At 65.0% G+C, this 25841-nt stretch carries 24 protein-coding genes; 13 read left to right on the top strand and 11 right to left on the bottom strand.

The features are described 5' to 3' along the window. Positions 1 to 77: 77 nt before the first annotated feature. Genes SKP52_RS17905 through SKP52_RS17895 form a run of 3 tightly spaced genes read right to left on the bottom strand, consistent with a single transcriptional unit; the run spans position 78 to position 3214 of the window. On the bottom strand, positions 78 to 1667 hold the full coding sequence (locus SKP52_RS17905; protein ID WP_039577017.1) for an MDR family MFS transporter: 1590 nt from the start codon (positions 1665 to 1667) through the stop codon (positions 78 to 80). 6 nt (positions 1668 to 1673) lie between these two features. After that, the gene (locus tag SKP52_RS17900; RefSeq protein WP_081997427.1) at positions 1674 to 2768 is read right to left on the bottom strand and encodes an HlyD family secretion protein; all 1095 of its coding nucleotides are present in this window, start codon (positions 2766 to 2768) and stop codon (positions 1674 to 1676) included. Continuing rightward, the gene (locus SKP52_RS17895; RefSeq protein ID WP_039577015.1) at positions 2768 to 3214 is read right to left on the bottom strand and encodes a MarR family winged helix-turn-helix transcriptional regulator; all 447 of its coding nucleotides are present in this window, start codon (positions 3212 to 3214) and stop codon (positions 2768 to 2770) included. The genes SKP52_RS17900 and SKP52_RS17895 overlap by 1 nt, the downstream gene beginning before the upstream one ends. A 126-nt stretch (positions 3215 to 3340) precedes the next feature. Here SKP52_RS17895 and SKP52_RS17890 point away from each other — a divergent pair, with 126 nt between their 5' ends. The 3 genes from SKP52_RS17890 to SKP52_RS17880 all read left to right on the top strand — a co-directional run bounded on the left by SKP52_RS17890 (position 3341) and on the right by SKP52_RS17880 (position 6681). Then, positions 3341 to 3988, top strand: a complete 648-nt coding sequence (locus SKP52_RS17890) for a 2-hydroxychromene-2-carboxylate isomerase (RefSeq protein WP_039581580.1) — start codon at positions 3341 to 3343, stop codon at positions 3986 to 3988. Positions 3989 to 4032: 44 nt separating this feature from the next. Further along, positions 4033 to 4785 (top strand): alpha/beta fold hydrolase, encoded by a 753-nt coding sequence (locus SKP52_RS17885; RefSeq protein WP_052209003.1) that lies wholly within the window; start codon positions 4033 to 4035, stop codon positions 4783 to 4785. A gap of 75 nt (positions 4786 to 4860) precedes the next feature. Beyond that, complete coding sequence (locus SKP52_RS17880) at positions 4861 to 6681, top strand: M2 family metallopeptidase (RefSeq protein ID WP_039577014.1); 1821 nt, start codon at positions 4861 to 4863, stop codon at positions 6679 to 6681. 98 nt (positions 6682 to 6779) lie between these two features. On the opposite strand, the gene SKP52_RS17875 is transcribed toward SKP52_RS17880, so the two are convergent. Then, the gene (locus tag SKP52_RS17875) at positions 6780 to 7133 is read right to left on the bottom strand and encodes a hypothetical protein (RefSeq protein WP_039577011.1); all 354 of its coding nucleotides are present in this window, start codon (positions 7131 to 7133) and stop codon (positions 6780 to 6782) included. A 67-nt stretch (positions 7134 to 7200) separates the two neighbouring features. Further along, positions 7201 to 7527: an ArsR/SmtB family transcription factor gene (locus tag SKP52_RS17870; protein ID WP_039581576.1), complete on the bottom strand. Its 327-nt coding sequence runs from the start codon at positions 7525 to 7527 to the stop codon at positions 7201 to 7203. 48 nt (positions 7528 to 7575) lie between these two features. Between SKP52_RS17870 and SKP52_RS17865 the strand changes: the two genes are divergently transcribed. Next, positions 7576 to 8058: an SRPBCC family protein gene (locus SKP52_RS17865; protein ID WP_039577008.1), complete on the top strand. Its 483-nt coding sequence runs from the start codon at positions 7576 to 7578 to the stop codon at positions 8056 to 8058. A 78-nt stretch (positions 8059 to 8136) separates the two neighbouring features. Here the strand turns inward: SKP52_RS17865 and SKP52_RS17860 are convergent, their stop codons facing one another. Then, complete coding sequence (locus SKP52_RS17860; RefSeq protein ID WP_228383695.1) at positions 8137 to 8574, bottom strand: winged helix-turn-helix transcriptional regulator; 438 nt, start codon at positions 8572 to 8574, stop codon at positions 8137 to 8139. A gap of 70 nt (positions 8575 to 8644) precedes the next feature. Here SKP52_RS17860 and SKP52_RS17855 point away from each other — a divergent pair, with 70 nt between their 5' ends. After that, positions 8645 to 9451: an SDR family NAD(P)-dependent oxidoreductase gene (locus tag SKP52_RS17855; protein WP_039577003.1), complete on the top strand. Its 807-nt coding sequence runs from the start codon at positions 8645 to 8647 to the stop codon at positions 9449 to 9451. A 71-nt stretch (positions 9452 to 9522) separates the two neighbouring features. On the opposite strand, the gene SKP52_RS17850 is transcribed toward SKP52_RS17855, so the two are convergent. Further along, positions 9523 to 10329: a hypothetical protein gene (locus SKP52_RS17850; protein WP_039577000.1), complete on the bottom strand. Its 807-nt coding sequence runs from the start codon at positions 10327 to 10329 to the stop codon at positions 9523 to 9525. Between the two features lie 98 nt (positions 10330 to 10427). Then, entirely contained in the window at positions 10428 to 11705 is a 1278-nt protein-coding gene (gene purD, locus SKP52_RS17845) for a phosphoribosylamine--glycine ligase (RefSeq protein ID WP_039576999.1), read from the bottom strand. Between purD and xseA the strand changes: the two genes are divergently transcribed. From xseA to SKP52_RS17825, 4 genes are all read left to right on the top strand, one after another. Then, positions 11704 to 13125, top strand: a complete 1422-nt coding sequence (gene xseA, locus SKP52_RS17840; RefSeq protein ID WP_039576996.1) for an exodeoxyribonuclease VII large subunit — start codon at positions 11704 to 11706, stop codon at positions 13123 to 13125. The two genes, purD and xseA, sit on opposite strands and share 2 nt — an antisense overlap. A gap of 86 nt (positions 13126 to 13211) precedes the next feature. Further along, positions 13212 to 13424 carry a DUF2093 domain-containing protein gene (locus SKP52_RS17835; protein WP_039576993.1) on the top strand — a complete coding sequence of 71 codons (213 nt, stop codon included), beginning with the start codon at positions 13212 to 13214 and terminating at the stop codon, positions 13422 to 13424. Further along, positions 13421 to 14341: a M23 family metallopeptidase gene (locus SKP52_RS17830; protein ID WP_039576990.1), complete on the top strand. Its 921-nt coding sequence runs from the start codon at positions 13421 to 13423 to the stop codon at positions 14339 to 14341. Before SKP52_RS17835 ends, SKP52_RS17830 begins: the two co-directional genes overlap by 4 nt. Positions 14342 to 14610: 269 nt before the next feature. Then, complete coding sequence (locus SKP52_RS17825) at positions 14611 to 17832, top strand: TonB-dependent receptor domain-containing protein (RefSeq protein ID WP_039576987.1); 3222 nt, start codon at positions 14611 to 14613, stop codon at positions 17830 to 17832. Between the two features lie 260 nt (positions 17833 to 18092). On the opposite strand, the gene SKP52_RS17820 is transcribed toward SKP52_RS17825, so the two are convergent. Then, positions 18093 to 19088 (bottom strand): hypothetical protein, encoded by a 996-nt coding sequence (locus SKP52_RS17820; RefSeq protein WP_228383694.1) that lies wholly within the window; start codon positions 19086 to 19088, stop codon positions 18093 to 18095. A gap of 133 nt (positions 19089 to 19221) precedes the next feature. Between SKP52_RS17820 and SKP52_RS17815 the strand changes: the two genes are divergently transcribed. The 4 genes from SKP52_RS17815 (at position 19222) to SKP52_RS17800 (ending at position 21515) form a co-directional block, all read left to right on the top strand. Further along, entirely contained in the window at positions 19222 to 20346 is a 1125-nt protein-coding gene (locus SKP52_RS17815) for an aspartyl/asparaginyl beta-hydroxylase domain-containing protein (protein ID WP_228383693.1), read from the top strand. A 117-nt stretch (positions 20347 to 20463) separates the two neighbouring features. Then, the gene (locus SKP52_RS17810; protein ID WP_039576979.1) at positions 20464 to 20787 is read left to right on the top strand and encodes a hypothetical protein; all 324 of its coding nucleotides are present in this window, start codon (positions 20464 to 20466) and stop codon (positions 20785 to 20787) included. 29 nt (positions 20788 to 20816) lie between these two features. Beyond that, complete coding sequence (locus SKP52_RS17805) at positions 20817 to 21173, top strand: hypothetical protein (RefSeq protein ID WP_052208502.1); 357 nt, start codon at positions 20817 to 20819, stop codon at positions 21171 to 21173. A 9-nt stretch (positions 21174 to 21182) separates the two neighbouring features. Continuing rightward, positions 21183 to 21515, top strand: coding sequence for a hypothetical protein (locus SKP52_RS17800; protein WP_228383692.1), 333 nt, complete (start codon positions 21183 to 21185; stop codon positions 21513 to 21515). 32 nt (positions 21516 to 21547) lie between these two features. On the opposite strand, the gene clpB is transcribed toward SKP52_RS17800, so the two are convergent. Both clpB and SKP52_RS17790 read right to left on the bottom strand, forming a co-directional pair. Continuing rightward, positions 21548 to 24127, bottom strand: coding sequence for an ATP-dependent chaperone ClpB (gene clpB, locus SKP52_RS17795; RefSeq protein WP_039576978.1), 2580 nt, complete (start codon positions 24125 to 24127; stop codon positions 21548 to 21550). 78 nt (positions 24128 to 24205) lie between these two features. Further along, positions 24206 to 25771, bottom strand: a complete 1566-nt coding sequence (locus SKP52_RS17790) for a leucyl aminopeptidase (RefSeq protein ID WP_039581570.1) — start codon at positions 25769 to 25771, stop codon at positions 24206 to 24208. Positions 25772 to 25841 lie beyond the last annotated feature (70 nt).

Raw genomic sequence — 25841 nt, 5'->3', positions numbered from 1 at the left:
ATACTTCGTCATTCCCGCTTTCGCGGCAATGACGAATGTGGGGAAGTCCGCGCACCACCCCAAAGCCGCCACCGCCGCTAATGTCCCATATCCGCCGCCGACGCCTTCGGCCCGCCTGGCTTCGGCGGGCGTAGCAGTAACACCAGCGGCACCGACGCCAGCGTCACCCACATCATCAGCCAGAAATCGTCGATATAGGCGACCATCGCCGCCTGCCGGTTGATCTCTGCATTGACCATCGCCATCGCGGTGTCGCCCGCGATACCGAACCGATCGGCGGTCGACGGGTCGAGCAGCGCAATCGAGCTGTTGGTGACATGCGCCGCCAGATCCTCATGGCTCGTCTGGATATTCGCCCCGAGCAGGGTGGTGACCACCGAAATGCCGACCGAGGCGCCGAGGCTGCGGAACAGGTTGAGCAGGCTCGATCCGTCGGTGCGATACTGCGGCTGGATCGTCGCGAACGCCATGGTGTTGAGCGGGATGAAGATCAGGCCCATGCCGAGACCCTGGACCAGCCCGCTGATGATCACCGGCTGCATCCCCATTTCGAGCGACCAGTGACTCATCTGCCAGAGCGAGTAAGCGGCGATGAGCAGGCCCGTGCCGACCAGCCAGCGCGCGTCGATCTTGCCGAGCAACTGCCCCGCGACCCACATGCTGGCGAGGATGCCGACGCCGCGCAGCGCAAGCGCGACGCCGGTGTCGATCACCGGCCAGCCGAACAGGTTCTGGAGCATCGGCGGCAACAGCGCCATCGACGCGAACATCACGACGCCGATCACGACCATGAAGCCCATCGCGGTGACGAGGTTGCGGTCGGCGAGCATCAGGCGGCTGAACAGCGGCGCGCGCGCGGTAAACATATGGACGACGAACATCCACAGGCACGAGACGGCGACGCCCAGCTCGATCCAGATTTCGATGCTGTCGAACCAGTCTTGATGCGCGCCGCGGTCGAGCATCAGCTGCAATGCGGCAAGCCCCAGCGCGAGCATCGAGAAACCGAACAGGTCGAAGCGGCGCGTGACGCTTTTTGTCTTGGGCAGCAGCGCCCACATCATCGCGAGCGTGATCAGCCCGACCGGCAGGTTGACGTAAAAGACCCAGCGCCAATTGGCGCTTTCGGTCAGCCAGCCGCCCAATATCGGGCCCAATATCGGACCGATCATAATCCCCATGCCCCAGATCGACATCGCGCGTGCGTGGCGTTCGGGCGGGTTGATGTCGAGCATCACCGATTGCGACAGCGGGCCGATAAAGGCAGCGCTCACGCCTTGCAGGAAGCGGAAAGCGACCATCTGTTCGAGCGTCTGAGCCGCGCCGCACGCCATTGATGCAATGATGAAGCCGACGACCGCGGCCATGAACAATTCGCGCCGCCCGATGCGATCGGCGAGCCAGCCGGTGATCGGCATCGCTACCGCCGAGGCGAGGATATAGCTTGTCAGCACCCATGTGACGGTTTCGCTCGTCGCGCCCAATGCCGACTGCATATGCGGGATCGCCACATTGGCGATCGTCGTATCGAGGATCTGCATGATCGACGCGCCCATCACCGCAACGGTCAAGAGACCGCGGTAACGGACGCGCTCGTGCAGCGGGATCGATTCGTCGTTGGGGAGCGCCACGGCGGACGGCCGACGGGGAAGGGCGTTGCTCGCCACGGGGCCTTACTTAGTAAACACCTGGACGTCGGCCGACAGGCCGGCGATCATGTCGCGCGCGGGCTTTTCGTCGAAAGCGATACGCACCGGCACGCGCTGCGTCACCTTGACCCAGTTGCCGGTGGCATTCTGCGCGGGGAGCACCGAAAATTCGCTGCCGGTGCCCGCGCCGATCGTCAGGACATGCCCGCGCACCTTCACGCCGGGATAGGCGTCGAAGCTGATTTCGGCGCGCTGGCCGACGCGCATGTCGGCGAGGTCTGTTTCCTTGAAATTGGCCTCGACCCACGGATGCGCGGTGTCGACGAGCGTCACCGCGGGCAGCCCCGCGACCATCATCTGCCCGACCTGGAGCCGATCAGATTGCGCGATCCGGCCAGCGCTCGGGGCACGAACCGTCGTGCGGCCAAGATTCACCTCGGCCTGCGAGCGCTGGACGCGCGCCGCCTCGACCTGCGGATTGATCCCGCTCGACGGGCCTCCGGCGAGTTTGGTGCGCGCCTCGGCGGCGGCGGCTTCGGCCTGGCGGACGCTTTCGCGGGCTTGGCTGAGCGCGTGGCGCGCCGCGTCATAGGCGGCCTTGGTGGTGAAGCCCTTTTCCATCAGCGCCGCCTGACGCTGGAAGGTGACTTCGGCGAATTTGACGTCCTCGCGCGCTGCGGCGATGTCGACGCTCGACGTGTTCGCGCTCGCCGACAAATTGCCGACCTCGACTTGCGCCGCGTCTATCGCCGCGGTCGCCTGCGCGACGCTCAGCGCATAGGGTTCGCCGTCGATGCGGAACAGCAATTGCCCCTTCGCAACCTGTTGGCCGTCGCGCACCGCGACTTCGGTGATCCGGCCGCCGACTTCCGCGGCGACCGAGACCTTGTCCATCTGGACATAGGCGTTGTCGGTCGACACCGACCCGCCGCTCGTCAGCCACCAGCCGGCGCCGCCCGCGATCAGCAGCGCGGGCAGACCGAACATCAGGATGCGCGTGCGCCAGCTTGCCTTGGGCGCTGTCTCGGCCACGGGTGCGGGCAATGGATCGGCCTTCGGCGCCGCTTTGGGCGGGGTCGCCTCTTCGGCCTTCGGACGGGATGGGGAGAGCTGGTCCATCAGGCGGTCTCTTTTTCTTTTGGGCAAATGCGGCGGGACAAATTGGCGCGGACGCGCTCGACAAGGTTGGTGAGCTGGTCGATCTCGGCGGCGCTCAATCCTTCGACCGCTTCGGCGGTCAGCGCGTCGGCAATGGGACGCATGCCATTCAGCTGCTCGCTCGCGCGCGGTGTCAGGTAAAGCTGCCAGGCGCGGCGGTCGGCGGGGTCGGCGCGGCGCTCGACCAGTTCGGCTTCGACCAGCCGGTCGACCATCCGCGACAGTGTGATCGGCTCGACTTCGATCAGTTCGGCGAGCGGCCCCTGCCGGATGCCCTCGTGGCGTTTCAGGTAGGAGATCAGCCGCCATTGCAGCGCGGTGATGCCGCTGTCCCGCGTACGCGCGTTGAACGAACGCCGAAAGAGGCGCGCGGTGTCATTCAACAGGAATCCGATCGTTTCGCTCATGGACTATGATATAATAGCAATTGCTACTATATTCAACATCCGGTTGTTACGGCCAACAATCTCGAATCCGGTGTAAATTTTCTTTACACCGCTTGCGCCGGACGCGTTTTTTTGCAGGATGACGTCATGAGTTTGACCGCCGACCTCTTCTGGTCCTTCCGTTCGCCGTATAGCTATCTCGCTATCGGCCGTTATCGCGCGCTCGCCGCCAGCCACGACCTGACGATCAACCTGCGTCCGGTCTATCCGCTCGCGGTCCGGCAGCCCGATTTCTTTGAGCGCAACCACCCCAATTGGCTGAGCTATACGGTGCGCGACATGATCCGCGTCGCGCAATTCCATGGCATCCCCTTTGGTCCGCCGCGTCCCGACCCGATCGTACAGGATCTGGCGACGCGCGCGATCGCCGCGGAGCAGCCTTATATCTATCGCCTGACGCGGCTCGGGCAGACGGCGTCGCGGCGGGGCAAGGGCCTCGCCTTTGCGCATGAGGTCGCGCAGCTGATCTGGGGCGGGGCGCAGGACTGGCATCTCGGCGATCATCTGGCGGGTGCCGCCAGCCGCGCCGATCTCGATCTTGCCGAACTCGACGCGGAGGCGGAAGCCGAAGCGGTGGCGCTCGATACCGAAATCGCCGCCAACCAGGTCGCGCTGGAAATCGCGGGGCATTGGGGTGTGCCGACTTTGGTGTTCGATGGCGAGCCCTTTTTCGGGCAGGACCGGATCGAAATGGCGAAGTGGCGGATGGAGCAGAAGGGGCTGCGCCCGCGCTGATCGGTGCTTGCCCAACCGGGCGCGAAGGGCGCATAGCGCGGCGCATGACGATCGAACCGCAATATTTCGAGGCACGCGACGGCGTGCGGCTGGCGTGGCGCGAAATGGGCGAAGGCCGCCCATTGCTGCTGCTCCACGGCCTGTTTTCGAGCGGCGAAGTCAACTGGATCAAATTCGGCACCGCCGCGCGGATCGCGGCGGCGGGGTACCGCGTGATCATGCCCGATCTGCGTATCCATGGGTCGAGCGATGCGCCGCACGACGAGGAATATTATCCGCCCGACGTGCTGGTGCGCGATCTGGAGGACCTGACTGGGCATCTGGGCCTTGCGGACTTCGATCTCGGCGGCTTTTCGCTCGGCGCGCGCACCAGCGTCCGCGCGGTCGTTGCGGGGATAAGGCCGTGCCGGCTGATCCTCGGCGGCATGGGGCTTGCCGGGCTCGCCGGCTGGGAAAAGCGCGGGCAATTCTTCAAGCGCGTCATTGCCGAATATGAAACGGCGAAGCGCGGCGACGACACGTGGATGTCGATCCAGTTCATGAAGACGATGAAGGTCGACCGCATCGCCGCGGGGCACCTGCTGGACAGTTTCACCGATACCCCGCCCGAGGCGCTCGCGGCGCTGACGATGCCGGTGCTCGTCGTGTGCGGTGCGGACGATCAGGACAATGGCTCGGCGCCCGAACTGGTCGCGGCGCTCGCCGACGCGCGGCTCGCGACGATTCCCGGCACGCATATGTCGAGCGTGACCCAGCCCGAGCTTGGCGAAGCGATCGTGGCCTTCCTCACGGCTTGACCCGGCCCTCGGCGCGCGCCAAGCTGCTGTCATCGCGCCAGAGAGCGCTGTGATAGATTCCAGAGGACGCACCCCATGAAAGCCATGATTTCGACTTTGTCGCTTGCCCTGTCGCTCGCGGTCGCGGCGCCTGTCGCCGCACAGACGGCGGCTCCGCCGACGGCGGCCGATGCCGACGCCTTCATCGCCGCCGCCGAAAAGGACCTGTTCGACTATACGGTCGAGGCGAGCCAGGTGAACTGGGTCAACAGCACCTATCTGACCGAAGATACCGATGCGATGGCGTCGCGGATCAATGCGGTCGGGACTGAAAAGTCGGTCAAATATGCGCTCGAAGCCGCCAAATATAAGGATGTTGCCGGCCTCAGCGCCGACACCAAGCGCAAGCTCGACATATTGCGCACCGGGCTCGTACTCCCCGCACCGACCAAGCCGGGCGCCGCGACCGAGCTCAACATGATCGCGACCGATCTGCAGTCGCAATATGGCAAGGGCCGCGGCACACTGAACGGCAAGGAAATCTCGGGCTCCGATATCGAAGCCGAGATGGGCAATCTTCAGAACACGCCCGCGCAATTCGCCGAAATGTGGACGAGCTGGCACGACAAGGTCGGCGCGCCGATGAAGGACGACTATGCCAAGATGGTCGGCATCGCGAACGAGGGCGCGAAGGAATTGGGCTTCGCCGACACCGGCGCGATGTGGCGTTCGGGTTACGACATGCCGCCCGAGGAATTCGCCAAGCTGACTGAAAAGATCTGGCAGGACATGAAGCCGCTCTATGTCGCGCTCCACACCTATGTCCGCTGGAAACTCAACGAAAAATATGGCGACGCGGTGCAGCCGAAGACCGGCCCGATCCGCGCCGACCTGCTCGGCAATATGTGGGCGCAGGAATGGGGCAATATCTACCCGCTCGTCGCGCCCGCCGGGACGGGCGACCTCGGCTATGACATCGGCGACCTGCTTACCGCGCAGGGCAAGACTCCGCTCGACATGGTCAAGGCGGGCGAGAATTTCTATTCGTCGCTCGGCATGGCGCCGCTGCCCGAAACCTTCTGGAAGCGCAGCCAGTTCCTGAAACCCGCCGACCGCGAAGTCGTCTGCCACGCGTCGGCGTGGGATATCGACAACAAGGACGATATCCGCATCAAGATGTGCATCAAGGTGAACGCCGACGACTTCATCACGATCCACCATGAGCTCGGCCACAATTATTACCAGCGCGCCTATAACAAGCAGCCTTATCTGTACCTCAACGGCGCGAACGACGGCTTCCACGAGGCGATCGGCGATTTCGTCGCGCTGTCGATCACGCCGCAATATCTCGTCGACATCGGCCTGCTCGACAAGGCGAAGGTGCCGAGCGCCGACAAGGATATCGGCCTGCTGCTGCGTCAGGCGATGGACAAGGTCGCCTTCCTGCCCTTCGGCCTGCTCGTCGACCGCTGGCGCTGGGGCGTTTTCGACGGTTCGATCCAGCCCGCCGATTACAACAAGGCGTGGACCGAGATGCGCACCCAATATCAGGGCATCGTCCCGCCGGGCGCGCGGCCGGCGAACGCGTTCGACGCGGGCGCGAAGTTCCACATCCCCGGCAACACGCCTTACACGCGCTATTTCCTCGCGCGCGTGCTGCAGTTCCAATTCTATCAGGCCGCGTGCAAGCAGGCGGGCTGGAAGGGGCCGCTCCACCGCTGCTCCTTCTATGGCAACAAGGAGGTCGGCGCGAAGCTCAATGCGATGCTCGAGATGGGCGCGTCGAAGCCGTGGCCCGATGCGCTGCAGGCCTTTACCGGCAGCCGCGAAATGACGGGCAAGGCGATGGCCGACTATTTCGCGCCGCTGAAGAAATGGCTCGACCAGCAGAACAAGGGCAAGCCGTCGGGGTGGTAAGCCGCCGAATGCGATGAGTAACGGGGCCGGGAAGCGATTCCCGGCCCTTTTGTTGCGGGATGAGCATGGATGTCTGCTTCGGGGTGGGAAGCTGTCATTTACCGAGCTTGTTGAAAGCCGTGGCTTATCGCGCTTTCGTAGCTCGCTTCGTTAAAGCCGGGGTTGGTGGCCTCAAATCGCGCCCGAGCGGCAGCGTAGCCGTCATCAGATCTGAGACCAGCATCTCCAACGGCATAAGCATCAGCCCGCAGTCGATGAGATTTTTTCTTCCACTCTTGCAACTCCACATCCGAGCCTTTGGCCTGCAACTCACTCAGTTCAATCGTGTATCCGAACGGCCCCGCCCAGTCATTGTAGCGAACAATCTCATACACAGCGTCCGGTAACGGCAAAGTAAGTGCCTTTTCCAGTGCCTGCGCGCGGCGCGCCATTCCATAATTTATGTCGGTCATCAGTAAACGATAGAGCCGTCATCGCCCCTCAGCAATGTCCGCAATTGGTCGTTAGCCGCCATTTGCCTCACTGCGCTTCGACCGACTGTTTGAAACGCGCCAGCCGCGCACTCGCGGCGGCGGCGTGTGGACCGATCCAGCGGTCGTGGATGTCCTGAATGGGGATGGCGTTGAGATGATTCCAGCGCTCGCGGCCGCGGCGCTCGGCGATGACCAGCCCGGCTTCTTCCAGCACCTTCAGATGTTGCATCACCGTGCATCGATCGATGTCGGCAAAGTGACCACATAAGGCTCCGGTCGTCAGCGGCTGGTCCTTCAGATCGTCCAATATCTGCCGCCGGATCGGCGAGGCGAGCGCCTTGAAGGTTGCATCGAACTGGTCGTGAATTGACATGTTATAGAAATATAACATAATGAAGCGCTTCTCAAGCGGAGAATCGACATGGAACTGAAATTCAGGGTCGCGGCGCGGATCGCGAAGCCGGTGCATGAGGTGTTCGAGGCGGTCGCCGATCCCGCCAAGCTGTCGAACTATTTCACCACGGGCGGCGCGAAGGGGCGGCTCGAGACCGGCGCGACGGTGGAGTGGGACTTCCACGATTTCCCGGGCGCCTTCCCCGTCTATGTGATCGAGGTCGTCGAGGATGAGAAGATCGTGCTCGAATGGCAGGCGAGCGAGGGTGAGGCGCACAATATCGAAGGCAGCGAGCCCAAGGATGCGGATTATCTCACGCGCGTGACGATGAGCTTCAAGGAACTCGACGACGGTCGCACGCTGGTCGAGATCGCCGAGGAGGGATGGCGCGAGAATCAGGGTGCGCTCGGTGCTTCCTATGGCAATTGCCAGGGCTGGTCGCAGATGCTGTGCGCGCTCAAGGCGTGGATCGAGCACGGGATCAATTTGCGCGAGGGCATGTATAAGTGAGCTTTCAAGCCCTCACCCGCTGCGACTAGCGAGCGAGCTCGCAAGTCTCGCTACCCTCTCCCCCAAGGGGAGAGGGGATCAATCCGGATATTCGAGGCGCAGCGGACGCGTGCCGATCGGCGCGCCGTTGTTGGCGTCGACCACCACCGGGCGGACGACCTCGCCCGTCTCGATATCGAGATGACGGCTGAGCGCGCCCGCGCCATTATATTTGCGGCCCCAGGCGCCGATCGCCATCAGGATCGGCAGGAAGTCGCGCCCCGCATCGGTGAGCAGATATTCGTCGCGCGGTGGGCGCTGGCTGTAGCGCCTTTTTTCGACAAGACCTGCCTCGGCGAGCGCGGCGAGGCGCCGCGACAATATGTTGGGCGCGATGCCGAGGCTGGTGCGGAGCTGTTCGTAGCGCGTCAGCCCGCGTTCGACGTCGCGCAAGATCAGCATGCTCCAGCGGTCGCCGACACGCGTCAGGCCGCGGTCGACGGGGCAGGTTCCCGAAATTTCTTTTTCGTCGGTCATTGAACTCATATGGAGCAGTCACTATCATTTTGCAAGTGACTCGATCCCGGGTCTTTGCAGGAGTCCAGATATGTCCACTTCAAACCTCGGAACCGCCCTCATCACCGGCGCTTCGACCGGCCTTGGCGCCGTTTATGCCGACCGCCTCGCAGGGCGCGGCCACGACCTGGTCCTCGTTGCGCGCAATGGCGCGCAGATGGAGGCGCTCGCCGCGAAGCTGCGCGCCGACACCGGCGTCCAGGTCGACGTGATCGCCGCCGACCTCACCAACGGCGACGACGTCACCCGCGTCGAACAGCGCCTGATCGACGACGCGAACATCACCCTGTTCGTCAACAATGCCGGTATGTCGCTGAATGGCGGCACGCTCGAAAACAGCGCCGCCGAGGTCCAGACAATCATCGCGCTCAACATCACCGCCGCCGCGCGGCTCGCCATCGCGGCGGGCAAGGCGTTCGGCGCGCGCGGCAAGGGCGCGATCGTCAACATCGCCTCGGTCCTTGCGCTCGCACCCGAGACTTTCGAAGGCGTCTACAGCGGATCGAAAGCCTTTCTGCTCAACCTCAGCCTGTCGCTCGCGAACGGCCTTCGCGAACAGGGCGTCAAGGTGCAGGCGGTGCTGCCCGGGGCGACGCGCACCGAAATCTGGGAACGTTCGGGCAAGGACATCGACGCCTTCCCGGCCGAGATGGTGATGGACGCGGGCGACCTGGTCGACGCGGCGCTGCTTGGGCTCGACCGCGGCGAAGAGGTGACGATCCCGCCGCTCGCCGACGAAGACCAGTGGAATGCCTATCATGCCGCACGGCTCGCGATGGGCCCGGGCCTGTCGCGGCGCGACGTGGCGGAACGTTATCGGGCAACCGAAGCGGTTTGAAATCCCGTTGGGTCCCCGTGTAAGCGGGGACCCCTGCGTCGGGATATCGGCTTCCGGTTGAAAGCCGGCTTTCAGAGTTCTCCGCCAAGCGCTCCATATTTTGCTTCAAAGCCCGCCTTGTCGCCGCGCGCGAGATAGCCCGCCTGGTCGACGATATTGTCGCGCGCGATGCGACCCTGGAACGTGCCGAGTTGTGGGTCGATGCGCGCGATGTCGGCGTCGGTCCAGTCGGCGACCTGCTGGAAGCTGGTGACGCCGAGGCCGTTCAGCAGCACGACGAGCTTGGGGCCGACGCCCTTCAGCAGTTGCAGATTGTCGGCGCCGGTTTTCGTTGGGGTCGGGGCAGGCTTCGCGGCGGGGGGCGGCGGAACTGTCGGCTCTTCCGGAATGGCAGCGGCTGCTTTTTCGGCCGCCGGTTTGGCGACTTTTTTGGCTGCGGGCTTGGCCGCTGCCTTTGCAACGGGCTTTGTAGCGGGTTTCGCCGCCGGTTCCGTGACAGTGGTTTTTTTCGCTGCGGGTTTCGCGGCGGCCTTGGGTTTCGCAGCTGGTTTGGGCGCCGGGGGCGGAGCCTTGGCGGCTGGTTCTGCGACGGGTGCAGGCTCGGGGGCGGGCGCCGCCTTGGCGGCGGGCTTAACCGGCGGTGGCGGCGTAGCAGGCGCGACGGGCGGCGCTTTGGGCTCGATCGGTTTGAAGCGGGCTGGCTCGGCGGCGATGATTTCGGGCTTTACGGGTTCGAGTGGCTTCGCGGGTTTCGTCGGCTCGACGGTCGGGCGCGCGATCTCTTCGGGCTTTGACCGTCCGAACAGCCACCACAGCAGCACGACGGCAACGACGAGTCCGACAACCGCGATAATCCAGTTTTCCTGAAGCCAGGCCATGATCTTCTCCGCTTGTGAATTTCCTCCAGCCTATGCAGGCTTATGGGCCGGGTCTACCTTAACGAACGGGCCACCATGAATTTCTTTGGCGGGCCGGCTCATTCGGCTTCGCGTGCGACCTCGCGCCAGCCGATGTCGCGGCGGCAGAAGCCGGTGGCGAAATCGAGCTTGTCGACGGCCGCATAAGCGCGCGCCTGCGCCTCGGTGACGGTGCGGCCGGTTGCGGTGACGTTGAGCACGCGGCCGCCGGCGGCGACGATCTGTCCGTCCGCGCGCGCGGTGCCGGCATGGAAGACCCGCACGCCGCCCGCCTCGGCCTCGGCGATGCCGTGGATCGCGCCGCCCTTTTCGGGCGTGGCCGGATAACCGTTCGCCGCCATCACGACGGTCAGCGCATAATCGCTGGCGAAGGCGGGCGGGGTCGCGCCCGCGAGCGCACCGGTCGACGCGGCGTAAAGCAGCGCAGCGAGATCGCCGGCATAGCGCATCATCAGCACCTGGCATTCGGGATCGCCGAATCGGGCGTTATATTCGATCAGTTTCGGTCCCTTATCGGTGAGCATCAGCCCGGCGAAGAGCACGCCGACATAAGGCGTGCCCTCGGCCGCGAGCGCCCTGACGGTCGGGCGAATGATGCGGTCCATCACTTCGGCTTCGAGATAGGGGGTGAGGACCGGGGCGGGGCTGTACGCGCCCATGCCGCCGGTGTTCGGACCCACATCGCCATCGCCGACGCGCTTGTGATCCTGCGCGCTGCCGAATGCGATGACGTCGGTGCCGTCCGAGAGCGCGAAGAAGCTCGCTTCCTCGCCCGTCATATACTCCTCGATCACCACCTCGGCGCCCGCGCCGCCGAAGGCGCCATCGAACATATCGTCGATCGCGGCTTGTGCTTCTTCGATTGTTTCGGCGATGATCACGCCCTTGCCCGCGGCGAGGCCGTCGGCCTTGATCACGACCGGGATCGAAAAGCCTTCGAGCACCGCGAGCGCTTCCTCGGCGCTGGTGCAACGGACATAGGCGGCGGTCGGGATGCCGGCGCGCGCGCACAAATCCTTGGTAAAGCCCTTCGATCCTTCGAGCCGTGCAGCCGCGGCGGCGGGGCCGAACACCGCGACGTCGAGCGCGCGCAGCCGGTCGGCGAGGCCCGCGACGAGCGGCGCTTCGGGGCCGACGACGACGAAATCGATGCTATGCGCTTTGACGAAGGCGATCAGGCCATCGATGTCGTCGGCAGCAATTGCGACACATTCGGCATGCGCTTCGATCCCCGGGTTGCCCGGTGCGGCATAGAGCTTGGCGCAGCTTGGCGATTGTGCCAACTGCCAGCTGAGCGCATGTTCGCGGCCCCCCGATCCGACCAGCAGGATATTCATGTCAGTCCCTTTTCCCGATACGGCGTCCGACGATGGCACCGAAGCGCGGCTGTTAGCCGAGGCGGCGCCCGGCGACAATGCGCCCGCGCTGTCGGTCAGCCAATTGTCGGCAGCAATCAAGCGGACGGTCGAGGACGGCTTCGCGCGCGTGCGCGTGCGGGGTGAATTGTCGGGGACCAAACGCGCCGCGTCGGGGCATTTCTACGCGGCGCTGAAAGACGATAATGCGCTAATCGACATGGTGATGTGGAAGGGGCAGGCGGGGCGGCTGGCGTTCCGGCCCGAGGACGGGATCGAGGTGATCGCGACCGGAAAGCTCACCACCTATCCGGGGCGCTCCAAATATCAGCTCGTCGTCGACACGCTCGAAGTTGCGGGCGAAGGCGCGCTGATGCTGCTGTTCGAGAAACTGAAGGCGCGGCTGGGGTCCGAGGGGCTGTTCGACCGGACACGCAAATATGACCGGCTGCCGTACCTTCCGCGAACGATCGGCGTCGTGACCTCGCCGACCGGCGCGGTGATTCGCGACATCCTCCACCGGCTCGCCGATCGCTGCCCGACGCATGTGATCGTCTGGCCGGTGCTGGTGCAGGGCGACGGCGCGGCGGCGCAGGTCGCGAATGCCATCCGCGGCTTCGATGCCATCGAACCCGGCGGACCCGTGCCGCGCCCCGATCTCGTCATCGTCGCGCGCGGCGGCGGGTCGATCGAGGATCTGTGGGCGTTCAACGAGGAGGTGGTCGTGCGCGCGATCGCCGATTGCCGCATCCCGACGATCAGCGCGGTGGGGCATGAAACCGACGTGACGCTCGCCGACTATGCCGCCGACGTGCGTGCGCCGACGCCGACCGCCGCGGCCGAGATGGCGGTGCCGGTTCGCGCCGAATTGCAGGCGCAGCTCGCGACATGGAACGGCCGCATCATCGGCGCGGCGAACCGGCATCAGGCGCTGGCGGGCGAGCGGCTTACCGCGCTGGCGCGGCACTTGCCGAAACGCGATGCGCTTTATGCGCCGCAGCGCCAGCGGCTCGACGATGCAGGCGACCGGCTCGACCGCAGCCAGCGCCACCGGCTGGCGGTGATTTCGGAGCGACTCGCGACGCGGGGAGCCGCGCTGCGCCCCGGCTTGCTTGCGCGGCGCTGGGACCGCGACCGGGCATTGCTCGAAGGGCTGGGGCGATTGCTCGACAGCCTCGATCCGCGCGCGCTGCTGTCGCGCGGCTATGCGATGGTGCGCGATAGCGGCGGCGCGATCGTCACGACCGCCGCCAAGGCCCGCGCTGCCGGGCATTTGCAGCTGCAATTCGCCGATGGCGAGGTGCCGGTCGAGGTCGCGGGCAGCGATACGCCGCCAACACCCAAGCCCGTGCGGAAAGCGTCGCCCGCGGCGCCCAAACGGGGGCAGGGCGAGCTTTTCTGAGGTCGCCCAAGGGACGGGGGGGTGGCCGCGCCGCGCGATGCTGTTATAGTCGCGATCAGCACATCCCGCCGAATGGATAGAGAATCATGTTGATCGCCAGCCGCAACCGCCTTGCCCGCCTGCAATATGGACCGAACGGGTTTCGCGTCCTCGCGCCCGGCGACCATGTGCTGTGCGCGGTGAGCGGCGCGCCGATCGGGCTCGACGAGCTACGTTACTGGTCGGTCGCGCGGCAGGAACCCTATGCCACCGCGGAAATATCGGTGCAGGCCGAACTGGACGCCGCGCGCAAGGCATGAGGTTTGCGACGGATTGGCCGCAGCACGGGGCGGCGCTCGCGTTCCTGATCTTTGCCGCGGGCTGCGTTCCGGCCGCCGACGGCGATGCAAGGCCCGCGCCGCGACCGGTCGTTCAACCTGTTACGCCGCCCGCGCCCCCGCGTGCGCCGGTTCGCGCGGACTTCACGCTGACCGGACTTGCCGAACAGGGCGCCGTTATGACCGGGCAGGCGCCCAGCGACACCCGCACGCTCGCTCTCGACGGCCAGACGATTCCGGTCGCTGCCGACGGGCGTTTCCTGATCGCCTTCGACCGCGACGCCGGGACAAGCGCGCGGTTGGTCGCGACGCTCGGCGACGGACGGACGGTGGAGCGACCGATCATCGTTGCGGCGGGCAGTTGGCGGCTCGAGCATATCAACGCCCCCTATCGCGGCAGCGCGGCGAGCGACGCCGAATTCCAGCGCCGCCGCCCCGCCGAACTGGCGCAGATCGCGGCGGCGCGGAATATGCAGGTCGCCTCCGACGGCTGGCGGCAGACATTCCGCTGGCCGGTCACGGGGCGGCTGTCGGGCTTCTTCGGGTCGCAGCGCGTCTATCAGGGCAAGCCCGGCACCTATCATAGCGGAACCGACGTCGCGGTCCCCGCGGGCACGCCTTTCGTCGCGCCCGCCGACGGCGTCGTCGTGCTCGCGGCGAGCGCGCCCTTCACGCTTGAGGGCAATCTGCTGATCGTCGATCATGGCATGGGTCTGTCGAGCGCCTTTCTGCATTGCCAGCGGCTCGACGTGAAGGTCGGCGACCGGGTCGTGCAGGGACAGAAACTCGGCACGGTGGGGCGGACGGGCCGCGCGACAGGGCCGCATATGCACTGGGGGCTGAAGTGGCGCGATGCGCGTCTCGACCCGGGCAAGCTAGCGGGGCCGATCGGCCGCTAATGTCCGCTCGCCAAGAGCGAAATCGTAACCATTGAAACAATATGTCGCAAATGACGCGCTGCAGCATATTGTATTTCGTGGATTCCCACACTTGTTGCAAATACGTCACAATGGCTCGCGAAACCGCCGATAGCGCCGGGAATTCGCTTTACTCGACATGAACGAAGTTACATCCCCCCACGCTATCGGGGCATCTGTGCGCGTCGGCTTTGGTCTGTCGCGCGGGGGGTCCGGGTAATTTCAATCCACCAGTAGCAAGGGACTGCACTGTGAAGAAAACCCAATATTCCAAGCTGAGACTAGGCGCTGCGCCGCTCGTATTGAGCGTCGCCCTGGTTTCGGCTCCTGCCTTTGCGCAGGACGCCGCCGAAGAAGGTGCCGCTCAGTCGGAAATCGTCGTCACCGGCTCGCTGATCCGCAACCCGAACCTCGAACAGTCGACCCCGGTCAACGTCACGACCGCCGATACGATCGAGCTGAAGCAGTCGAACACCGCAGAAGAAGTCCTGCGTGAACTGCCCGGCGTGGTCGCCAATATCGGTTCGGCGGTCAACAACGGCAACGGCGGCGCTTCGTACGTCGATCTTCGCGGCCTCGGCTCGATCCGCAACATCGTCCTGTTGAACGGCAACCGTATCGCTCCGTCGGACGTCAACGGCCGCGTCGACCTTAACAACATTCCGCTGGCCCTGATCGAGCGCGTCGACGCGCTGACCGGCGCCGCCGTGACCACCTATGGTGCCGACGCCATCACCGGCGTGGTGAACTTCATCACCAAGCGCGATTTCGCCGGTCTGGAAGTTAACGCTTCACAGCAGCTCACCGAACAGGGCGATGGCAACGTCTTCCGCGTCGATGCCACCATCGGTGCGAACTTCGACGACGGCCGCGGCAACGCGGTGCTGAGCATCGGTTATCAGCAGTCGGATGCCATCTATCAGGGCGCGCGCCCGTTCTCGAACAACACGCTCGACAGCTATTCGAACACATTCATTGGTTCGGGTACGTCGGCTCCGTCGAGCTTTTCGGGCACGCGTGGCCTGACCGGCGGCGTTCCGAATACGATCGCGGAATCGGTCTTCACTGGCACCTATGATGCCGACGGCAACCCGATTTACGTCGCGAACCCGGGCGGCGCCACGAACGGCGGTGGTCGCCAGATCGACCCGGCTACCGGTCAGGCGCTGGCGCCTTATCGGAGCTACAACTTCAACCCGGCTAATATCTTCCAGACGCCGTTCGAACGCTTCAACATTTATGGCCAGGCCAACTATGAAGTGTCCGACTCGGTCGAGGTTTATACGCGCGGCATGTTCTCGAAACAGACCGTTTCGACGATCATCGCGCCGTCGGGTTCGTTCGGTGGTTCGGTTCCGATCAACCTGAACAATCCGTTCCTGCCCGACGCGCTGCGCAACCAGTTCTGCGCATTCGACGTCAACCCGCGCCCTGACATCTATACCCCGCGCTTCACGCAGGCCGAATGCGATGCGGCCGGCGCCGCTACCGGACCCGGTAGCGCTGGTTATCAGGTGATCGGTGCTGGCGGCTTCGTTGCTTTTGACACCAACAATGACGGCGTCATCGACGACGGCGAAGGTTACAACCCGAACCCGGCGGTGACGCTGAGCCGTCGTACCCCGGAAGTTGGTCCGCGTATCAGCAACTATCAGACGACCTTCTTCGACTATCGCATCGGCCTTCGCGGCGGCATCACCGATACGATCGACTGGAACATCGAAGGCGCCTATGGCGAATCGGAGAATATCCAGAGCATCAACGGCTACACGCTGCAGTCGCGCTGGCGCGAAGCGTCGCTGTCGGATGATGGTGTTACCTGTCAGAGCGGCAACGCGGCCTGCGTTCCGGTCAACCTGTTCGGCCCCGAAGGGTCGATCACGCCGGAAGCGGCTGACTATCTTTCGGAATCGAGCACGTCGACCAACCGCACCTCGCTCGCTCAGGTTCGCGCGATCATTTCGGGTGACGTCGGCTTTGCTTCGCCGCTCGCAGTTCAACCGATCGGTTTCGCGCTCGGCGGCGAATATCGCCGTTACACCGCGCAGCAGTCGTCCGATCTCCTTGCCAAGACGGCGGGTGAACTCGGTGGTGCCGGTGGTGCCGCGCCCGACATCGACGGTGCGTATGACGTGTATGAGGCCTATGCCGAAATCGTCGCGCCGCTGATCGAGGACAAGCCCTTCTTCGAAAGCCTGACCGTCGAAGCCGGTATCCGTTATTCGGATTACAGCATCGAAGGTGCTGGCGGTTACGACACCTGGACCTGGAAAGCCGGCGGTAGCTGGGAGCCGGGCGCAGGCGTCAAGTTCCGCGGTAACTACAGCCGCGCGGTTCGCGCCCCGAACATCGGCGAACTCTTCACGCCGACCTCGACGGTGCTGACCAACCTCGGCATCGACCCTTGTGCGGGCGCGGCTCCGACCGCAAACGCCAATCTGCGCGCCATCTGTATTGCGCAGGGTGCACCGGCGGGGACGATCGGTTCGATCACCAACCCGACGGCGGCTCAGGCCAACATCACCGCTGGTGGTAACTTGAACCTGCAGCCCGAAAAGGCCGATACCTGGACGCTCGGCGTTGTGTTCCAGCCCGACTTCGCACCGCGTTTCAACATGTCGCTTGATTATTACAACATCAAGATCAACGACGTCTTGGGCACACCGCTTCCGGGCGACATTATCGGCGCCTGCTTCGGTAACATCACCGCAGCCAGCGCGAGCGATCCGGCTTGTACGTCGATCCGTCGTAACCCGCTTACCGGCGGTCTCGACGGTGACCCTTCGACTACGCCGGGCCTGTTCGGCCTGACCAACAACCTTGGCCGCCTGTACACGGATGGTTTCGACCTTCTGATGAACTACAACGCCGATGTTGGTTTCGCGAATCTGGCTTGGTCGTTTGTCGGCAACTGGACGCGCCACTCGAAGTTCAACGCCAATGTCGCCAGCCCGGACTCGCTCAACCGCGATTGCGTCGGCTACTACAGCGTGAACTGCTCGTTCACGGGTTCGATCCAGCCGGAATTCCAGTTCTCGAACCGCTTCACGCTCGGCTTCGACAACGTGGATGTGTCGCTGCTGTGGCGCTGGCAGGATGCCGTGTCGTTCGAACCGGCGCAGCTTGAGGCTGACCGTGCTGCGGCCGATGCTGCCAACCGTGACGGCGACGGCAATCTGCTCGCGCTCGACGATCAGGGCTGCCCCGACTTCGACGGTGCCGATCCGGGCGCCTGCGTTGTCGATCCGCAGTTCCGCAAGATCAAGGCGCAGCACTATTTCGACCTGACGGCACGTTTCAACGTCAGCGAGAATCTGGTGTTCACGGCAACCGTGCAGAACCTGCTCGACAACAAGCCGCCGATCGTCGGCAACTCGATCGGTTCGACGACCTACAATAGCGGCAACACCTTCCCGTCGACCTACGACGCGCTGGGTCGCCGTTACGCCGTGTCGGCAAAGCTGAAGTTCTAGTACTTTACGCTTCGACAAGAATTGGGGGCGGACAGCAATGTCCGCCCCTTTTTCTATGGGCGGAAGGAGGAGCGGATTGAACGGCGGCTTTTGGATGGAGAGCTGCCACCTCCAATTTTCGTCATCCCAGACTTGATCCGGCAACCACGACGACGGCGCCGCAAAGCATCCCGGATCAGGTCCGGGATGACGATGCAAGTCCGGGCTGACGATGAAGGGAGGTCAGCTTCCGGTCGCCAATCGCCGAAAGCGGCGGGTGCTCAGCGAACCACCAGCGGCGCGGGCAAGGCGAGCGGAATGCCCGCCTGATCGGCGACGGCTTCGGCCCAGCCAACGACTTGCGCAATTTCCTCGCCATAGGCGGCTTCGGCGGCGGCCAGATCGCGCTGGCGTTCGCCAGCCGCGAAGGGCGCGCCCGACTTGCTGTTGCGGCCGAGCGCCGGATGATCGGCGATCGCGGCGCGGTCGCCCGCGAGCCTCAGATGATCCATCGCTGCTGCGACCGCCGCCGCCGGTGCCCGCGTCAATGTCTCGCTGTCGAGCGAGGCGATCCGGTCCGGCGCCCATGCGAGCAGCGCGGCGAAGGCTTGTTGCTGCGCGAGCCAGCCCACCGCCGCGACCTGCAGGTCCGACTGGCGGAAATAGTCGCGCGCCTCGAACCCGAGCTGCACATAAGCGTCGGCGAGATAGCCTTCGAGCAGCTCGCGGCACCACAATCGGCACCACATGCCCTTGCGCGCGACCGATAACAGGAAATCGCGCAGCGGCGCATGAAGCAGGATCGCGCGCGCCTGCGGCCGCAGCGTCAGTGCGCCGCGCGCGAGCGGGTTGAAAATATTCGACGGCTTGACGATCACCGCCTCGTCCGGCGTGAAGCCGCGTCCGAGCACGGCCAGCGCATCGTCCATCACCGCGCCATGATCGCGCGGGGTGGCGCCCCGGCGCCGCCATCCGACCATATCGTTGAGCAGGACCGGTTCGGACAGGCTGGTCGCGACGCCCGGCTGGTCGAGCGCCTGCGCGAGCATCGTCGAGGCGCAATAGGCCGAATGGAACAGGAAATGCAGCGGCGGCGGCCGGTCTTCCGCCGCGGTGCGGCAATCGGCGCGGCGCAACACGACGGGCGATTTTTCCTCGCCGAGATGCAGGTCGGTCAGGAAAGGAACATCGGCGCGCTTGGCGCGGCCGACGCGACGAAAATGAAAGGCGTCATGACCGGGGTCGTAGCGATGCGCGAGCCATTCGGTATCGCGCATAACGGCAGCAATTGAGGACTCCGGGATCATCAATCGACCTTGCCGATTGCCCCGGCCGATGGCAAGCATAGCCATGACCAGCACACCTCCACCCGCCTCATCCGTCGAGGCAAATCGGCTTGGAATTTCAGCCTTGCAAGCCGGGGACGCGGCGGCGGCGGCGCGGCATTTCGCCGCGGCGATTTCGGGCGATCCGCAGTCGGGGGCACTCCAGCGCAATCTTGCCTCGGCGTGGCGCGCGCTCGGCGACGACGCGCGCGAACTGACCGCGCTGGATGCGGCTTTGGCGATCGATCGCCGCGATCTGATGGCGTGGATCCGTAAAGCCGAACGGCACGAAGTGCGGGGTGAGAAGGGCGCCGCGCTCGCGGCGTGGAGTGCGGCTATCGCGCTCGGCGCGCAGCTGAGCCCGGTGCCGCCGCCGCTCGAAGTACTGCTCGCGCACGGGCACGCTTTTGTCGCGGCGGCGACCGATACGATGTTCGCCGCGGCGTCGGGCGCGTTCGGCGCGATCCGCGGCGACCTGTCCGAAACCGAGGCGCGCCGCGGCGAGGCTTTTATCGCCAGCTCGCTTGGCCGCCGGCGCATCTACCGCAACGAATGCGCGGGGGTCTATTATCCCTTCCTGCCCGCAGACGAATTTTTCGACCGCGGCCATTTTCCATGGTTCGCCGAAATCGAGGCGCAGACGGATGCGATCCGCGCCGAACTACGGGCTTTGCTCGACGATCCGGGCGAGGCGCTGCGGCCCTATGTGAAGATGGATGCGGGAACGCCCGAAACCATCTGGTCGGGGCTCGACAACAAGCTCGACTGGGGCGCCTGTTTCCTCTGGGAATTTGGTGAGGCCAACCAGCCGGTGCTCGACCGCTGCCCCGCGACGGCGGCCGCGCTCGCGGCAATCCCCGGAGCGCGCATTCCGGGCCGGGCGCCGAGCGCCTTCTTTTCGATGCTGAAGCCGCACACGCGCATCCCGCCGCACACGGGCGTCACCAACACGCGCGCGATCGTCCACCTGCCGTTGATCGTTCCGCCGGGCTGCGGCTTTCGCGTCGGCGGCGAGACGCGCGCGTGGGAGGAGGGCAAGGCGTTCGCCTTTGACGATACGATCGAGCATGAGGCGTGGAACGACAGCGACGAGCTGCGTGCGGTGCTGATCTTCGATGTGTGGAACCCGCATATGACAGCGGGCGAACGCGATCTGCTGCTGCGCTATTTCGCGTCGGCCGACGTGTCGGGTTATGCCGTGCCGTGCTAGGCGTTCCGCGGGTTCGGGCCGTCTGGCACCGGCCGAAATTCAGCTTTGCGAAAGCCGCGATGCCCCATATGATATCCCAATGAGGCTGCGGGTGGGGCCCGCGGCAGGAGGAATTTCATGAACCATATTCTGCCCGCATTGGTTGCCGCCGCGCTGTTCGCCGCGCCCGCTTTTGCCGCCGAAGCCGGTGCCGACCGCGCGCCGCCGTCGAAGCCGCCCTCGGCGATGACGCCGACCGAGATCAAGGCGTATAATGAGGGGCTGCCGCAAACCCACCCCTATTATATCAAATGCCGCAAGATGCTGGAGATCGGGTCGCTCGTGAAGAAGAATCGCACCTGCTACACGAATGAAAAGTGGAAGGAAGTGATCGCGCAGGGCAATCAGAACGCGCGCGATACCGCGGAAGCAATGGTGGGCAAAGCGGTAAATTCGAACTGATCGTTCATTGCGCTGCCAAGGGGAACAAGATGCGGACGGCAACTCTATGCCTTGCGATCATCGTCGGTCTAGCCGTTGTCCCGGCCGGGGCAAGCGACGGCGAACCTCGCCTCGCGCGCGCGCCGTCGGACATGTCGGGCGCCGAAATCGACGCCTATAACGAAGGGCGGATGACGAGCGATGCTGACTATATCCGTTGTCGCCGGATCGAGCAGATCGGCTCGCTCGTCAAGAAACTTCGCGTCTGCAACACCAACGCCGAATGGAAGCGGATCGTCGACAAGGGCAATCAGGACGCGCGCGATTCGATGGAAACCTTGGCGCGCGGCTGGAGCAATTCGCAAGAGCCTGCGGGGACGACGATGCCCGAGATTCGCCCGCAATAGGGAAGCGATATGATGCTGACGATGATGATGGCTTTCGCGCTCGTCGCGTCGGGAACGCCGCCGACCGCCGCCGCCGCAGCAGCAGCCGAGCGCCGGCCACCGCTCGACCGGCCTGCCTCGACGATGACGGGGACCGAAATCAAAGCCTATAATGTCGGGCTGGCGCCGACGCATCCCGACTTCATCAAATGCCGCAAGATCGAAGAGATCGGCTCGCTCGTGAAGAAGGCGCGGGTTTGCCGCACCAACGAGCAGTGGAAGCAGGCGTGGGCGCAGGGCAACCAGAATGCGCGCGACACCGCCGAGGTGATGACGCGCGCACCCGTCAATCATAGCAATTGATCCGTCCCGCGCCGGGCGCGGGCTGAACCCGTTCAGGTGGGGAGCAGCACCAGCGCCCCGTCGCCTTCGTCGACCTTGATCGCCTGTCCGTCCTTGACCTCGCCCTTCAGGATCAGGTCGGCGAGCGGGTCCTGCAGATATTTCTGCACCGCGCGTTTCAATGGCCGGGCACCATAGACCGGATCGTAACCGACGCGGCCGAGCCACGCGCGCGCGGCATCGGTGAGGTCGAGCGTCACCTTGCGATCGGCGAGCAATTTCTGGACGCGCGCGACCTGAATATCGACAATGCCGCCCATATGTTGCTGCGCCAGCCGATTGAAGAGCACGATCTCGTCGAGCCGGTTAAGGAACTCGGGCCGGAAATGCGCGCGCACCACTTCCATGACGGCAGGCTCCGCCTGTTCGACCGGTGCATCGTCGGGGAGCGCCGCGATCGCCTGGCTGCCGAGGTTCGAGGTCAGGATGATCAGCGTGTTGGTGAAATCGACCGTGCGCCCCTGCCCGTCGGTCAGGCGCCCGTCGTCGAGCACCTGCAGGAGGATGTTGAACACGTCGGGATGCGCTTTCTCGACCTCGTCGAACAGCACGACCTGATACGGCCGGCGCCGCACCGCTTCGGTCAGCGTGCCGCCCTCTTCGTAACCGACATAACCCGGGGGCGCGCCGACGAGCCGCGCGACGCTGTGCTTTTCCATGAATTCGGACATGTCGATGCGGACCATCGCATTGTCGTCGTCGAACAGGAACCGCGCGAGCGCCTTGGTCAGCTCGGTCTTGCCGACCCCCGTGGGGCCGAGGAAGAGGAAGCTGCCGAGCGGGCGGTTCGGGTCCTGCAGACCGGCGCGCGCGCGGCGCACAGCGGTCGACACGGCGCGGACGGCCTTGTCCTGGCCGATCACGCGCTGCGTCAGCGTGCCTTCCATACCGAGCAATTTCTCGCGCTCGCCTTCCATCATCCGGTCGACAGGGATGCCGGTCCATTTGCTGACCACCGCGGCGATGTCGTCGGCGGTGACTTCTTCACGCAGCATCGCATTGCCCGCTGCGGCTTCGGCGTCGGCGAGCTGCTTTTCGAGGCTGGGGATCGTGCCGTAGCTGAGCTCGCCCGCCTTTGCCAGGTCGCCGGCGCGCTGCGCCTGATCGAGCGCCGATCGCGCGGCGTCGAGTTCTTCCTTGATCTTGGCCTCGGCGTGGATCTTCTCCTTTTCGGCGTGCCACTTCTGCGTCAGGCCCGCCGATTGCTGCTCCAGATTGGCGAGTTCGGCGCGCAACGCCGCGAGCCGGTCCTTCGACGCGGCGTCGCTTTCCTTCGACAGCGCTGATTCCTCGATCTTCATCTGGATGATGCGGCGGTCGAGCGTCTCGATCTCCTCGGGCTTCGATTCGACCTCCATGCGGATGCGGCTCGCGGCCTCGTCCATCAGGTCGATCGCCTTGTCGGGCAGGAAGCGGTCGGAGATATAGCGGTTCGACAGCGTTGCCGCGGCGACGATCGCCGCATCGGTGATCCGCACGCCGTGGTGCAGCTCGTATTTTTCCTTGAGACCGCGGAGGATCGAGATCGAATCCTCGACCGTCGGCTCGCCGACGAAGACCGGCTGGAAGCGCCGCTGCAGCGCGGGGTCTTTTTCGACATGCTTGCGATATTCGTCGAGCGTCGTCGCTCCGATGCAATGGAGTTCGCCGCGTGCGAGTGCGGGCTTGAGCAGGTTCGACGCATCCATCGCGCCCTCGCCCTTGCCCGCGCCGACGAGCGTGTGCATCTCGTCGATGAACAGGATGATCTCGCCCTCGGCGGCCTTCACATCGTCGAGCACGCCTTTGAGCCGCTCCTCGAACTCGCCGCGATATTTGGCGCCCGCGATCAGCGCGCCCATGTCGAGTGACAGCAGGCGGCGGTCCTTCAAACTGTCGGGCACGTCGCCGTTGACGATGCGCAGCGCCAGCCCTTCGGCGATTGCGGTCTTGCCGACGCCGGGCTCGCCGATGAGGACGGGGTTGTTCTTGGTCCGGCGGGCGAGGATCTGCACGGTGCGGCGGATTTCCTCGTCGCGGCCGATGACGGGATCGAGCTTGCCCTCGCGCGCGACTTCGGTGAGGTCGCGTGCGAATTTCTTGAGCGCCTCATAACGGTCTTCGGCCGAGGCCGTGTCGGCGGTGCGGCCGCCGCGCAATTCGTTGATCGCGGCGTTAAGCGCATCGGCCTTCACGCCGGCATCGGCAAAGGCCTTGCCTACCGGAGTGGGCGCCGAAAGCGCCATCGCGAGCAGTAGCCGTTCGACGGTGACATAGCCGTCACCCGCCTTGGACGCCACTTGTTCCGCCTGGTCGAGCAGGCGCACCGCGTCATTGTCGAGGCCCGGCGTCTGCTGAGCGCCCGATCCCGACACGGCGGGAACCTTGGCGAGCAGCGCGTCGATGCCCTGGACCGCGCGCGCGGCGTCGCCGCCGCTCTTCGCGATCAGGCCGACGGCCATGCCTTCATTGTCTTCGAGCAGCGCCTTGGCGATATGTTCGGGCGAAATCCGCTGGTGATTCATGCGGATCGCAATCGTCTGGGCGGCTTGCAAAAAGCCCTTGGCGCGGTCGGTAAATTTTTCGAGGTTCATCAGAAAGCCCCTTTCTTGCCAAGCAAGATAGTGTTGCCATTGTGCAACACAAGGGGCCTTCCGAGGTTCCGCAAAACTCTATTCGCTGCGCGCCAATTGATCGAGTAGGCGCACACCGAAGCCGGTCATGCCCTTGGGGACGAGCGACGTGGCTTTCTCCGAACGGTTGACCCCCGCGATGTCGAGATGCGCCCAAGGGGTCCCCTCGTCGACGAAGAAGCCGATGAAATGCGCTCCAAGGCTCGCGCCCGGGCCCTGTCCGGTGGCGGAGTTGCGGATGTCGGCGATGTCAGACTTCATCCGCTCGGCATAATCCTTGTGGAGCGGCAGGCGCCACAGTTCCTCGCCGCTCGCGGCGCCGGCGGCGATGAGGCGCGCCGCGAGCGCCTCATCGCGCGCGAAGAGGCCTGCATAGCTGTTGTCGAGCGCGCCGACGACCGCGCCGGTAAGGGTCGCGATGTTGACGATCGCCTTGGGTTTATACGTCTTGGCAACATATTCATTGGCGTCGGCGAGGACGAGGCGCCCTTCGGCATCTGCATTGACCATTTCGATCGTCTTGCCCGACATCGTACGAGTGACGTCGCCCGGTCGCTGCGCGTTGCCGTCGGGCATATTCTCGGCGAGCGCCGCGACGCCAACGACATGCACCGGCGCGCGCGATTTGGCGAGCGAGACGATAGCACCCATCACTGATGCGGCGCCCGACATATCGCCCTTCATATTGCCCATCCCGGCACCCGGTTTCAGCGACAGGCCGCCCGAATCAAAGGTGATGCCTTTGCCGACGAAGGCAGTGGGTGCATCGGGCGAATCGGCGCCGCGATAGCGCACCAGCAGCAGGCGCGACCCACGTGGGCTGCCCTGGCCGACGCCGACGAGCGTGCCCATACCCAGCTTGCGCATGGCGGCTTCGTCGAGCACCTCGATGCTGACGCCCGCGACGCGGGCGAAGGCCTTGCGCGTTTCGGCCACGAAGCTTTCGGGATAGATGACGTTCGCCGGCTCGTTGGCGAGGTCGCGCGACAGGCGCACACCTTCGGCGAGCGGTTTCCAGCGGCCCGTAAAGGCGGCTTCGGCGCCTGACGGATCGGCACCGACGAAAGTCACCGCGCCCGTCGGCGGCGCCTTTTTGTCGACGGTCTTGTAGCGGTCGAAGCGATATTGACCGAGCGCGAAGCCATAGGCGACGTCGGCTGCACTTGTGTCGCCAAAGGCGCCCGCGATCGTCACCGGTTGCGCTTCGTCCTTGAGTTCCTGTGCCGCCTTGCCGCCGACTTCGGCAAGCGCGAGCGACGAGGGCGTCGCGCCCGCCCCGACGAGAAGGATGCGCGGATGCGCGCCGATGCCGCGCAAAGACAAGGTCGAACCGGCCTTGCCGTCGAAGCTCGCCGACGCGATCGCGGCGCCGACCGCCTGCCGCTCGGCGGCGCTCAGTGCGACGCCGTCGAGCGGCGGCAGCACCGCGTCGGTCATCACGACGACGAGCGCAGCGCCTGCGGGAGCGTTCGCGGCAAAGCCGATGGCGCGCTCGGCGCTGTTCGCCGCGGTCGCCGGAACGATGCCCGAGCCCGTGACGGTTTGCGCTAGCGCGGCGGGCGCGAGGGCGAGCGACAGGCAAGCGGAAAGGAGCAGGTATTTCATGCGCATGTTTTGATATTCCCCGTTGTTCAATGACCTGACCCATGAATAGCCGCGCACCGCCTGCCCGCAA

This window comes from Sphingopyxis fribergensis (genome assembly GCF_000803645.1).
GTDB lineage: Bacteria > Pseudomonadota > Alphaproteobacteria > Sphingomonadales > Sphingomonadaceae > Sphingopyxis > Sphingopyxis fribergensis.
This window is presented reverse-complemented; position numbering and strand designations above follow the sequence as displayed.

Bases quoted from the DNA above. Each gene is read 5' to 3' on its own strand.
- SKP52_RS17900 (WP_081997427.1), bottom strand. From the start codon at position 2,768: ATGGACCAGCTCTCCCCATCCCGTCCGAAGGCCGAAGAGGCGACCCCG.
- SKP52_RS17895 (WP_039577015.1), bottom strand. From the start codon at position 3,214: ATGAGCGAAACGATCGGATTCCTGTTGAATGACACCGCGCGCCTCTTT.
- SKP52_RS17890 (WP_039581580.1), top strand. From the start codon at position 3,341: ATGAGTTTGACCGCCGACCTCTTCTGGTCCTTCCGTTCGCCGTATAGC.
- SKP52_RS17885 (WP_052209003.1), top strand. From the start codon at position 4,033: ATGACGATCGAACCGCAATATTTCGAGGCACGCGACGGCGTGCGGCTG.
- SKP52_RS17880 (WP_039577014.1), top strand. From the start codon at position 4,861: ATGAAAGCCATGATTTCGACTTTGTCGCTTGCCCTGTCGCTCGCGGTC.
- SKP52_RS17875 (WP_039577011.1), bottom strand. From the start codon at position 7,133: ATGACCGACATAAATTATGGAATGGCGCGCCGCGCGCAGGCACTGGAA.
- SKP52_RS17870 (WP_039581576.1), bottom strand. From the start codon at position 7,527: ATGTCAATTCACGACCAGTTCGATGCAACCTTCAAGGCGCTCGCCTCG.
- SKP52_RS17865 (WP_039577008.1), top strand. From the start codon at position 7,576: ATGGAACTGAAATTCAGGGTCGCGGCGCGGATCGCGAAGCCGGTGCAT.
- SKP52_RS17860 (WP_228383695.1), bottom strand. From the start codon at position 8,574: ATGACCGACGAAAAAGAAATTTCGGGAACCTGCCCCGTCGACCGCGGC.
- SKP52_RS17855 (WP_039577003.1), top strand. From the start codon at position 8,645: ATGTCCACTTCAAACCTCGGAACCGCCCTCATCACCGGCGCTTCGACC.
- SKP52_RS17850 (WP_039577000.1), bottom strand. From the start codon at position 10,329: ATGGCCTGGCTTCAGGAAAACTGGATTATCGCGGTTGTCGGACTCGTC.
- xseA (WP_039576996.1), top strand. From the start codon at position 11,704: ATGTCAGTCCCTTTTCCCGATACGGCGTCCGACGATGGCACCGAAGCG.
- purD (WP_039576999.1), bottom strand. From the start codon at position 11,705: ATGAATATCCTGCTGGTCGGATCGGGGGGCCGCGAACATGCGCTCAGC.
- SKP52_RS17835 (WP_039576993.1), top strand. From the start codon at position 13,212: ATGTTGATCGCCAGCCGCAACCGCCTTGCCCGCCTGCAATATGGACCG.
- SKP52_RS17830 (WP_039576990.1), top strand. From the start codon at position 13,421: ATGAGGTTTGCGACGGATTGGCCGCAGCACGGGGCGGCGCTCGCGTTC.
- SKP52_RS17820 (WP_228383694.1), bottom strand. From the start codon at position 19,088: ATGCGCGATACCGAATGGCTCGCGCATCGCTACGACCCCGGTCATGAC.
- SKP52_RS17810 (WP_039576979.1), top strand. From the start codon at position 20,464: ATGAACCATATTCTGCCCGCATTGGTTGCCGCCGCGCTGTTCGCCGCG.
- SKP52_RS17805 (WP_052208502.1), top strand. From the start codon at position 20,817: ATGCGGACGGCAACTCTATGCCTTGCGATCATCGTCGGTCTAGCCGTT.
- SKP52_RS17800 (WP_228383692.1), top strand. From the start codon at position 21,183: ATGATGCTGACGATGATGATGGCTTTCGCGCTCGTCGCGTCGGGAACG.
- clpB (WP_039576978.1), bottom strand. From the start codon at position 24,127: ATGAACCTCGAAAAATTTACCGACCGCGCCAAGGGCTTTTTGCAAGCC.
- SKP52_RS17790 (WP_039581570.1), bottom strand. From the start codon at position 25,771: ATGAAATACCTGCTCCTTTCCGCTTGCCTGTCGCTCGCCCTCGCGCCC.